Source organism: Flavobacterium sp. UBA7682 (genome assembly GCF_002482945.1).
GTDB lineage: Bacteria > Bacteroidota > Bacteroidia > Flavobacteriales > Flavobacteriaceae > Flavobacterium.
This window is the reverse complement of sequence record NZ_DLGY01000019.1, coordinates 136,513-147,372: the sequence shown is the minus strand read 5'-3', so window position 1 is coordinate 147,372 and position 10,860 is coordinate 136,513. Positions and strand designations below refer to the sequence as shown.

Genomic DNA, 10,860 nt, shown 5'->3' with positions numbered 1-10,860 from the left:
TCTTCTTATTATATCGCCTCTCTTCCGGTTAGCGGGTGCAAAAGTAAGTAACTTTTTTATTCTGGCAAGCTTTTTTGAAAATATTTTTAAATTAATTTTCTTTCTGCTTGATTTTCAAAAAATCAGGGTTGCTAAGATAAAAGGTTTTATTTAGCTACACAAATTTTCTTTTGATTTTGTTAAATCTTAATCCAAAAAAGTAAAGAACTCTGCTTCAATGCGGGTGCAAAAGTAATACTCTTTTTGGCATTCGCAAGTGTTTCGCAACTCTTTTTTGGAAGTTTTTCGCAACTCGTTGGTTCTGCGGTTTTTGCAGAGGAAAGTTTTTTTTGATTGTTTACAAACGTTCAAATGAAATCACTCTTAGCCCCGATTGTAGAGGCTACCATGTAGCCCGGAAAGCGGGAATACGGATAACTGACACTGCCTAACCCTTCGCTTCAAAAACTATTTTTTCAAAGCTTTTTTCTCCCAATAGTCTGTAAGTTCATCTATATCAACAGGAGTTGCGGATTTTTGAGGCATGAGTCTGCCTCTGGTGAAAGCTCTATCGAGGATGGATTCTATTAAGAAGTCTTCGTTGACCTCGTAGGGTTGGTATTTTGTTTTGAGGTTGATGTCAAATAGTCGGGCGGTGTTGTTGGACCAAAATGCTTTCCAGCCGCTTTTGTAATCTTTGATGAGTTCGAATGTAGTGTAGCCGGTTTGGCGATGAATGAGTTTGACCAAAATCTGACCTTGTTTACGGGAAAGCTTCTTTAATTGTCCGGTGAATTCATTTTCCATGTAGTCTTCGACTATCTTGAAATACTTCTTTTTCTCTTTGTTGGTTTTGAGTTTGTCCATATTCTTATTTAGAACTATCAACCGTTCTGCGGCAGCTTTGGCGAATGGATATACTTTATAGACTCTGTTTTGAAGTAACAGGAATTCTTTTTTCTCGGCGGGAGTTAGCTTGTTTTTATAGACAACGACTTCTTCTAAAAGAATAGGATCTTTGACAATGGTGTCGTTTTCATCGGTTACTGTTTCTTTTTTTTGAATGGAATCTGTTGAGATTTGGGCATTCGCCATTGAAACCATTAATAATATAAAAACGAATAAAAGCAACTTCTTCATAGATAATAATAATTAGGGTAAAAATATATAATATCCTTAACAACTGTGATGCCAAATTTATATTTTAGCAAAAAAAAATTATGACAACAAAATCTATACTTACCAAATCATCGCTTACGTTTTTAGAAAACTATTTGAATAATGCTTCTCCGACCGGTTATGAATCGGGTGGACAGAAACTTTGGATGGATTATTTGAGACCTTATGTTGATACTTTTATTACCGATACTTATGGTTCTGCGGTTGGAATTATTAATCCGGATGCTCCATATAAAGTAGTTATTGAAGGTCACTCGGATGAGATTTCTTGGTACGTTAACTATATTACGGACAACGGACTTATTTATGTAATACGCAATGGTGGTTCTGATCATCAAATTGCGCCTTCTAAAAGAGTGAACATTCATACTAGTAAAGGGATTGTAAAAGGTGTTTTTGGTTGGCCTGCGATTCATACGAGAAATCGTGGTAAGGAAGAATCGGCAACATTGCACAATATATTTATTGACTGTGGATGCTCTACTAAAAAAGAAGTAGAGGAATTGGGTGTTCATGTGGGTTGTGTGATTACTTATCCGGATGAGTTTATGATTTTGAACGGTAATAAGTTTGTTTGTCGTGCTATTGACAATAGAATGGGCGGTTTTATGATAGCCGAAGTGGCTCGATTATTAAAGGAGAACAAAAAGAAATTGCCATTTGGATTGTACATAACCAATTCTGTTCAGGAGGAAGTTGGTTTGCGTGGTGCCGAAATGATTACCAAAACGATTAATCCTAATGTGGCTATAGTAACTGATGTTTGCCATGATACGAGTACGCCAATGATAGATAAGAAAATAGAGGGCGATTTGGAAATGGGCAAAGGACCGGTTATTGCTTATGCTCCGGCGGTTCACAATACTTTAAGAGATTTGATTGTTAATACCGCTGAAGACAAAAAGATTCCGTTTCAGCGTCATGCTACTTCGAGAGTAACCGGGACGGATACTGATGCTTTTGCTTATAGTAATGGTGGTGTTCCTTCGGCTTTGATTTCGTTGCCGTTGCGTTATATGCACACTACTGTGGAAATGGTGCATCGGGAAGATGTGGAAAATGTGATTAAACTTATATACGAAAGTTTGTTGAAAATAGAGAACAATGATTCATTTTCTTATTTTAAATAACATTAAACAAAAAAGCATCCTTTCGGATGCTTTTTGCTTTTACATTGCTGTAAAAAATTAACCTAAAACTTATAATTTTAAATCTACTGTAACCGCCATATTGTTGGTACTTGGTTTGTTGTTTTTTAGTGAGCGATTGATTCTTTCAAAATCTAAAGGATAATACTCGGTATCAACTGTGCTTTCTACTATTTGATTTCTTTCCGCTACTATGTCTTCTGCAGACATTTCTAATGAAATTGGTTGGTAACTGTCTTCACAAGTATCCGTAATTAATTTGTTTTCTGTAATTACTTCATCTAAAGTTTTGCTGTAAGTTGATTTGATTACAGATGTTGGATTAAAAATAGTAGTCTCTTCTCCGGTATTTTCAAAAGTAATTTTTGAAATTTCTTTGTTTACGAAAACCAATTGGTTTTGTTTTTGATCGTTGTCTACACTTACTGTAGCTAAATCCTGTTGAACTAAATCTTGAGCGTTTAATTCGTTTGCTGTGATGTTGTTGTTAAAACCTAAAACAGCTAGTCCTAAAAAAATGATTGTTGTTTTCATGATGATTGATTATTTTTTTTGATGATGATTTTTGGTATTTTTTCCGCTGCGCTCCAAACAATTCGGCTAACGCCTAGGGTGTTATTAATATCCTATGCAAATATATGGCTAAAAAAAGGTATCTTGTATTGCATAGTACTTAAATTTAACATAATTTTAACTTTTGAATTAATCTAACTGGCTGACTAATAGACAAAAGCGCCATTTATAGTTGTAAATGGCGCTTTATTTTAAATTACTATGCTTGTTTTAATAAAGCAACTGCTTCATTTGCATTAGAGAATTCAGCATACTTTAAAGCAGTATAGCCTCTTTCGTCTTTAGTGTCTAATTTGGCACCTTTCTCCAATAATAGTTTAATGATTTCCACTTTATTGTAACGAGCCGCTAACATCAATGGAGTAGTTCCATTTACCGATTCGTTTACATCGGAACCGTATTCGATAAATTTTTTAACGGTAGCCAAATCTCCTTTAACAATCGCATTACAAAGAGGTGTTACTTCATACATTGTAACTTCTGTTGGAAAATGTGTTGTTGAAACGTTGGTTGCCAAAGCAACATTAGTAAAAGCTACTAGAGCTAAGCCTGCAAAAAAGATTGTTTTTTTCATGATGAATGATTTATAAAGTTATTGATTGGCTATATGACGCCTTAACCCTAATTTTCGTTGCATCAAATAGTTAACTATAACAAAACTTTAACATTTGACACAAAAAAAACCACGCCTAAACGTGGTTCATCATCTTATGTTTACAGTTTCTTTACGATTTCAAAAAGTTGATAACATTCTGTTCGATACGCGCATTAATATTCGAAATATCTGCCTTAAAGAATTTTTCTCCTAAAATATTTTCATACAATTCAATATACCTTTCTGAAACAGATTCTATGTATTGGTCAGTCATATCAGGAATTTGTTGACCTTCTTTGCCTTGGAAACCATTCTCTATTAACCAACGACGCACAAATTCTTTTGACAATTGTTTTTGCTCTTCATTGTTATTTTGTCTTTCTTGATAACCATCGGCATAGAAATAACGTGAAGAATCCGGTGTGTGGATTTCGTCGATTAATACAATAACGCCGTCTTTGGCTTTGCCAAATTCATATTTAGTGTCTACTAAAATTAACCCGCGACTTGCTGCTATTTCCGTTCCGCGTTGGTACAAAGCTCTGGTGTATTTTTCCAGTACCAAATAATCCGCTTCCGAAACGATACCTTTTTCCAAAATCGCTTCACGCGAAATGTCTTCATCGTGCGAACCATTATCGGCTTTGGTAGTTGGTGTTATTATAGGCGTTGGAAATTTATCGTTTTCTTTTAAACCTTCCGGCATGGTTACACCGCAAATAGTTCTTCTTCCGGCAGCGTATTCACGAGCGGCATGTCCGGAAAGATAACCCCGAATGACCATTTCGACTTTAAAAGGTTCACACAAATGTCCGACTGCTACATTTGGATCCGGTGTGGCAATTAACCAATTCGGCACGATATCCGAAGTTAAATGCATGAACTTGGTCGCGATTTGGTTTAGGATTTGCCCTTTGTATGGAATTCCTTTGGGCATCACAACATCAAAAGCCGAAAGCCTGTCCGTGGCAATCATGACCAATAGTTCGTCGTTGATATTATAAACCTCTCTTACTTTACCGCGATAAACGGATTTTTGTCCCGGAAATTGGAAATTGGTAGTTGTGATAGTATTCATTGTGTTGTGTTGTTGCCCTTTGACAAGCAAGGGTAAATTGTTGTGGTGCAAAAGTAAGTCGTTCCAAATTGATAGGCAAAAAAAAGAAAATCAATTCGATAACTTTTTTAGCCCAGATGGAAGTGGAAATCCTTTTTTGCTTGCACTTCGACAAGCTCAGCACGCCAAGCAAAAAAGATTGGAGCGAACAGCGGGAATTGCCATTACTGAACCTTCCCGTGCCATTCGCTCCAAAATTATAAATTTAAAAAACTAGTAATCGTTATTCTCAATACTCTTATAAGCATCAATTACTTTTTTCACCAATCGGTGACGAACGATATCTTTATCATCTAAATAAATGATTCCTATGCCTTCAACATCTTTTAATACCAGAATCGCTTCTTTCAATCCTGAAATTGTACGGCGTGGTAAATCTACTTGACCCGGATCACCGGTAATCATGAACTTGGCGTTTTTACCCATACGCGTTAAGAACATTTTCATTTGTGAATGCGTTGTATTTTGTGCTTCATCCAAAATCACAAAAGCATTGTCTAGTGTTCGGCCACGCATAAAAGCGAGTGGCGCAATTTGTATGATTCCTTTGAGCAAATAGTCTTCCAAAGTTTGTGGCGGTAACATATCGCGTAACGCATCATATAAAGGTTGCATGTATGGATCGAGTTTTTCTTTCATGTCACCCGGCAAGAAACCTAAATTTTCTCCGGCTTCTACCGCAGGACGTGTTAAGATGATTCTTTTGACTTGCTTTTCCTTTAAAGCTTTTACCGCTAAAGCAACACCGGTATAAGTTTTACCTGTTCCGGCCGGACCAACGGCAAAAACCATATCGTTTTTGGCCACATAATCTACTAGCTTTTGCTGGTTAGGTGTCATGGCTTTGATTAGCTTTCCTCCTATGCCGTGAACCAAAATTTTATCACTGTCGGGCATGCGTTGCTCTTCGTGAGAATTGCTATGAATGACTCGATCAATTACATTATCATCGATATTGTTGTAGCGTGTAAAATGCAACATCAGACGGTTAAAGCGATTTTCAAACTCATCGAGTTCTTCTTTTTCGCCAAATGCCTTCAGGGTTGTGCCACGAGCGACAATTTTGAGTTTAGGATAATACCTTTTAATAGTTTCAAGATGAGTATCTTGAGCGCCCCAAAATTCTTTGGGTGCGATGTCGTGTAATTCAATGATACGTTCGTTCAAAAGCAGTAGTATTAAATTAAAATAATTCGCTATATATTATTAGCTTTGTATCCAAATTTAATCAATTAAAAGATTGGATTTTACTATTTTTGAGCCCAATTTCCATCAAGTTATAAACAATCTATGTCAATAATTACCTTAACTACCGATTACGGATTAAAAGACCACTTTGTCGGTGCTTTGAAAGGTAAGTTGTTGTCTGAATATCCCGAAGCCCGCATTATTGATATTTCGCATCATATTGACGCCTTTAATATCGCCGAAGCAGCTTATATGATTGGAGCAGCCTATAGTAGTTTCCCGAAAGGTACAGTACATTTGATTGGTGTTGACATCGAATTAAATGCCGAAAACCAACATATTGCCATGCAGTGGAATGACCAATATTTTGTTTGTGCCGATAACGGAATTTTAAGCATGTTGATTCAGAAGATTGTTCCCGAAAAATTAGTCTCTATTAATATACACGACCGACTACCAAGCGATGCGACTGATTTAGATGTATTCGTAAAAGTATCGTGTCATTTGGCCAAAGGTGGTCTATTGAACGTCATTGGTAAAGAAATTAAGGAAATAAAAGAAGTAACCGAATTACAAGCCGTTGTACAAGACAATCAAATTAAAGGTTATGTGATTTACATAGACCATTTAGGTAATGCCGTAACAAATATTTCCAAGAAGTTATTTTTGGAGATGGGTAAAGGCAGACCTTATGAAATCAAATTTAAAAACCAAACCATAAAAACCATCTTACCTAAATATTCGGACATTGTGGTTTCCGAAAAGTATTCTTGGAAAGATTATGAAGGCGAAAAGTTGGCGATATTCAACGAAGCAGGTTTTTTAGAAATTGCCATTTTCAGAAGTAATCCGGACACGGTTGGCTCGGCTAATTCGTTATTGGGATTGACGTATAGAGATTTGGTGACGATAGATTTTAAGAATTAAAGGATAAGTAATAAGGAATAAGATGTTTGTTAGAATAGTAAAAATGAGCTTTCACATTTGAGCTTAAGAGGAGGAAGCTCGGTGAGCTTCAGGTATATGAGCTTTAGCTCATTTATGTTTAATTAATTTATAAATAAAAGTAGTATATGTTCGTCAGAATAGTTAAAATGAGTTTTCACGAAGAGCACATTCCTGCATTCCTGGAAAACTTTAATTTAATTAAAGAAAAAATACGAAACTCGCCCGGAAACCGTTTTTTAGAATTATATCAAGATAAAAACAATCCGTGTATTTTCTTTACCTATAGTTATTGGGAAACCGAAGAAGATTTAGAAAATTACCGACGTTCGGCTTTGTTTGATGACGTTTGGACATTTACCAAAAAACTATTCAACGATAAACCGGAAGCATGGAGCGTGGATAAAGTGTTCAGTATTCAGTAACTAGTGTTCAGTAAAAAACATTAACAACAACAATATAAATGAAATCAATCGCATTACGAGAAATAAAATCCTTTTTTGGTTCGCCGATAGGTTATTTGGTGATCGCCATTTTTCTTTTACTCAACGGATTATTCCTTTGGGTTTTCGACGGAGAATATAATATTTTACAAAGCGGTTTCGCTGATTTGAGTCCGTTTTTCACTTTAGCACCATGGATATTAATTTTCCTTATTCCTGCCGTAACCATGCGAAGCTTTTCGGATGAGAAAAAACAAGGCACTATTGAGCTTTTATTGACCAAACCTTTATCGATTTGGCAAATTGTGAACGGAAAATTTTTAGGCTCGTTTTTATTAATTGTAATCGCGTTAATTCCAACATTGGTCTATGTTTACGTGATTTCAAGCTTAGGTTCGCCTGAAGGCAATATCGATATGGGAAGTACGATGGGTTCTTATTTTGGGCTGTTATTTTTAGTGGCTTCATACACAGCAATAGGCATCTTTACTTCTACCCTTTCTGAAAATCAAATCGTATCGTTTCTACTTTCGGTATTTTTATGTTTTGTTTTTTATTTTGGATTTGAAGGTGTTTCCAATTATGTAACCGGTTTTGAAGATATCGTTTCCAAAATCGGGATGGATTATCATTTCAAAAGCATGTCTCGCGGCGTATTGGATACTCGTGATATTTTGTATTTTGTGAGTGTCGCCTTTTTGTTTTTATCGTTTACTGTGTATAAATTAAAATCCCTGAAATCATAATGAGCGCGTCTAAAAACAACTTAAAAAAAATAGCTGTTACTCTACTATTTGTAGTGGTTTTGAACTTTGCCGGTCATTTTGCGTTCCAACGATTTGACTTAACAGCCGACAAACGGTATACGCTTTCTGAAACTTCCTTAAAGATTGTAAGCGAAGTTAAAGAACCTCTTTATATTGACGTCTTCTTAGAAGGTGAATTTCCGGGTGAATTCAAAAAACTGCAAACAGAAACCCAACAATTATTAGAAGAATTCAAAGCCGAAAATCCAAATATCATCTTCCAGTTCGTCAATCCGATGGAAGACGAAGAACAACAAGATGCGACTATTCAATCATTTTTGGAACGCGGTTTAACTCCGGTTAATGTAACTGTAAATGACAAAGGCCAGCAAACGCAAGAAGTTGTTTTCCCATGGGCGGTGGCGACTTGCGGTGACCGAGTGATAAAAGTGCCTTTGCTTAAAAATATGATGGGCGCTTCTACTGCTGAAAAAGTAGTGAGTTCTGTACAACATTTAGAATATGCTTTCGCCAATGCCATTAATACGGTTGCCAAAGCCAAACAAAAGAAAGTCATTATACTAAACGGAAACGGCGAATTAGAAGATCAATACATCGCTAACTTCATTACGGCGGTAAGAGATAATTATTTTATTGCGCCTTTTACTTTAGATTCTGTTCCGAATAGTCCTAACCGTACTTTAGAACACCTCAAAAAATATGATTTAGCCATAATTGCCAAACCAACTGAAGCTTTTACCGATGAAGAAAAACAAGTCTTAGATCAATTTATCATCAACGGCGGAAAAACGCTTTGGTTGTTAGACCAAGTCAATATGGAAATGGACAGTTTGTACAACGAAACCGGTACTAATTTAGCTTTCCCAAGAGATTTAGGTTTGAACGATATGTTCTTCAAATACGGCGTTAGAATTCGTCCCGATTTGATTTTTGATTTGCAAAATACACCCATTGCTTTAGCAACCGGAGAACAAGGAAGCGCGACACAATACACGCAATATCCTTGGTTTTATTCGCCAATGGTTTATCCGACTACAAACAATCCAATTGTGAGTAATTTGGACGGTATTAAGTTTGACTTTGCCAGCCCAATTGAACTTTTAGGCAATGATATTAAGAAAACTGTTTTACTTCAATCTTCAAAAGTTTCAAGATTGGTTGGAACACCTTCGCAAGTGAGTTTGGAAGTGGTTTCTCTTCGTCCTGAACCCAAAGAATTTGCCGGGAAAGGCAATTATCCTGTCGCAGTTTTATTGGAAGGACAATTTCATTCAATGTATGAAAATAGGGTTTTGCCTTTTAAAGACAACACTTTCAAAAACTTGGGCAAAGCCAATAAGATGATAGTCGTTTCAGACGGTGACATCATCAAAAATCAATTTGACAAAGATGGAATGCCGCTGGAATTAGGTTATGACAAATGGACTAATAATTTGTATGCCAATAAAGAGTTTATGATGAATTGCGTCAATTATTTGCTGGACGATAACGGACTTATTAACATTCGTAGCAAGGAAGTAAATTTGCCAATTTTGGACAAACAAAAAGTATATGACAACTATACCTATTCGCAAGTCGTAACTGTAGCAGTACCAATTGTTCTCTTGTTGTTATTTGGCGTAGTCTTTACCTTTTTGCGCAAGCGGAAATACAGTAAGTAATGTTAATAAAAAACTTTTTGAAATCTATTAGTTTAAGATATATTTGTAAAAATTAAATTCAGATGAAATGCCTTGAGCGGCGTTTGTGATGAAATGGTATTAGATGGGCATTCTATCTTCCAATAAAAATAAATAAAAAATTCAGATGAAATTTATAGTATCGAGTTCGTACTTATTAAAACAACTACAAGTTTTAGGTAGCGTTATCAACAGTAGCAACACCTTGCCTATTTTAGATAACTTCCTTTTCGAATTAGACCATAAAACCTTAACAGTATCTGCTTCTGATTTAGAGACAACCATGTCAGCTACTTTAGAAATTGATTCTACCAGCAAAGGGAGTGTGGCTGTTCCGGCGAAATTGTTATTGGACATTCTAAAAACGTTCCCTGAGCAACCGTTGACTTTTACTGTTGAAGAAAACAGCACGATTGAAATCAGTTCGAACTCAGGAAAATATGCAATTGCTTATGCTCCGGGTGAAGAATTTCCAAAATCAGTGAGTTTAGACAATCCGTCATCTACAGTTGTTCCTTCAGAAGTATTGGCGACAGCGATTAGCAAAACCATTTTTGCCGCCGGAAACGATGATTTGCGTCCGGTAATGAGTGGTGTGTTTTTCCAATTCTCTCCGGAAGGTTTGATTTTCGTAGCAACTGATGCACACAAATTAGTGAAATATGCACGTACCGATGTAAAAGCATCGCAAGTGGCGGATTTCATTATGCCGAAAAAACCTTTGAACATTTTAAAAAGTATTTTAGGAACGTCAGAATCTGATGTAACTATTGAATATAACGACTCTAACGCAACTTTCTCTTTTGACAGTTATGTATTGACTTGTCGCTTGATTGATGGAAAATACCCAAATTACGAAGCGGTAATTCCAAAAGAGAATCCGAACAAATTAATGATTAACCGAGTGCTTTTATTGAACTCTGTTCGCCGTGTTGCGATTTTCTCTAACAAAACTACGCACCAAATTCGTTTGAAAATCGCCGGAGCCGAATTGAACATCTCTGCCGAAGACATCGATTACTCTAACAAAGCAGAAGAGCGTTTGACTTGTGATTACCAAGGTGACGATATGCAAATTGGTTTCAACTCCAGATTCTTATCTGAAATGTTGACGAATCTTCAATCAGATGAAATCATGTTGGAAATGTCGATGCCAAACCGTGCCGGAATCTTAACACCAATTGATGGTTTAGATGAAGGTGAAACCGTTACTATGTTGGTGATGCCGGTAATGTTGAACAACTAAT

The 10,860-nt window shown here is 36.2% G+C and carries 11 protein-coding genes; 6 read left to right on the top strand and 5 right to left on the bottom strand.

Annotated features, from left to right (window positions below):
- Positions 1-447: 447 nt before the first annotated feature.
- Entirely contained in the window at positions 448-1,119 is a 672-nt protein-coding gene (locus B3C16_RS04940) for a DUF4294 domain-containing protein (protein WP_291129402.1), read from the bottom strand.
- Between the two features lie 80 nt (positions 1,120-1,199).
- Here B3C16_RS04940 and B3C16_RS04935 point away from each other — a divergent pair, with 80 nt between their 5' ends.
- Positions 1,200-2,288, top strand: coding sequence for a M42 family metallopeptidase (locus B3C16_RS04935; protein WP_121314391.1), 1,089 nt, complete (start codon positions 1,200-1,202; stop codon positions 2,286-2,288).
- A gap of 69 nt (positions 2,289-2,357) precedes the next feature.
- Here the strand turns inward: B3C16_RS04935 and B3C16_RS04930 are convergent, their stop codons facing one another.
- From B3C16_RS04930 to B3C16_RS04915, 4 genes are all read right to left on the bottom strand, one after another.
- On the bottom strand, positions 2,358-2,840 hold the full coding sequence (locus tag B3C16_RS04930; RefSeq protein ID WP_291129398.1) for a hypothetical protein: 483 nt from the start codon (positions 2,838-2,840) through the stop codon (positions 2,358-2,360).
- A 238-nt stretch (positions 2,841-3,078) separates the two neighbouring features.
- Entirely contained in the window at positions 3,079-3,453 is a 375-nt protein-coding gene (locus B3C16_RS04925) for an ankyrin repeat domain-containing protein (RefSeq protein WP_291129395.1), read from the bottom strand.
- Between the two features lie 151 nt (positions 3,454-3,604).
- On the bottom strand, positions 3,605-4,552 hold the full coding sequence (locus B3C16_RS04920) for a phosphoribosylaminoimidazolesuccinocarboxamide synthase (RefSeq protein WP_291129392.1): 948 nt from the start codon (positions 4,550-4,552) through the stop codon (positions 3,605-3,607).
- Positions 4,553-4,804: 252 nt separating this feature from the next.
- Positions 4,805-5,758 (bottom strand): PhoH family protein, encoded by a 954-nt coding sequence (locus B3C16_RS04915; RefSeq protein WP_291129390.1) that lies wholly within the window; start codon positions 5,756-5,758, stop codon positions 4,805-4,807.
- Positions 5,759-5,881: 123 nt separating this feature from the next.
- Between B3C16_RS04915 and B3C16_RS04910 the strand changes: the two genes are divergently transcribed.
- The 5 genes from B3C16_RS04910 to dnaN all read left to right on the top strand — a co-directional run bounded on the left by B3C16_RS04910 (position 5,882) and on the right by dnaN (position 10,859).
- Positions 5,882-6,706, top strand: a complete 825-nt coding sequence (locus tag B3C16_RS04910; RefSeq protein WP_291129387.1) for an SAM hydrolase/SAM-dependent halogenase family protein — start codon at positions 5,882-5,884, stop codon at positions 6,704-6,706.
- Positions 6,707-6,852: 146 nt separating this feature from the next.
- Positions 6,853-7,149, top strand: a complete 297-nt coding sequence (locus B3C16_RS04905; protein ID WP_291129384.1) for a putative quinol monooxygenase — start codon at positions 6,853-6,855, stop codon at positions 7,147-7,149.
- A 38-nt stretch (positions 7,150-7,187) separates the two neighbouring features.
- Complete coding sequence (gene gldF / locus B3C16_RS04900) at positions 7,188-7,913, top strand: gliding motility-associated ABC transporter permease subunit GldF (RefSeq protein WP_291129381.1); 726 nt, start codon at positions 7,188-7,190, stop codon at positions 7,911-7,913.
- Entirely contained in the window at positions 7,910-9,595 is a 1,686-nt protein-coding gene (gene gldG / locus B3C16_RS04895; protein WP_414655253.1) for a gliding motility-associated ABC transporter substrate-binding protein GldG, read from the top strand. The genes gldF and gldG overlap by 4 nt, the downstream gene beginning before the upstream one ends.
- A gap of 145 nt (positions 9,596-9,740) precedes the next feature.
- Positions 9,741-10,859 carry a DNA polymerase III subunit beta gene (gene dnaN, locus B3C16_RS04890; RefSeq protein WP_121314402.1) on the top strand — a complete coding sequence of 373 codons (1,119 nt, stop codon included), beginning with the start codon at positions 9,741-9,743 and terminating at the stop codon, positions 10,857-10,859.
- The last annotated feature ends 1 nt before the right edge of the window (position 10,860 follow it).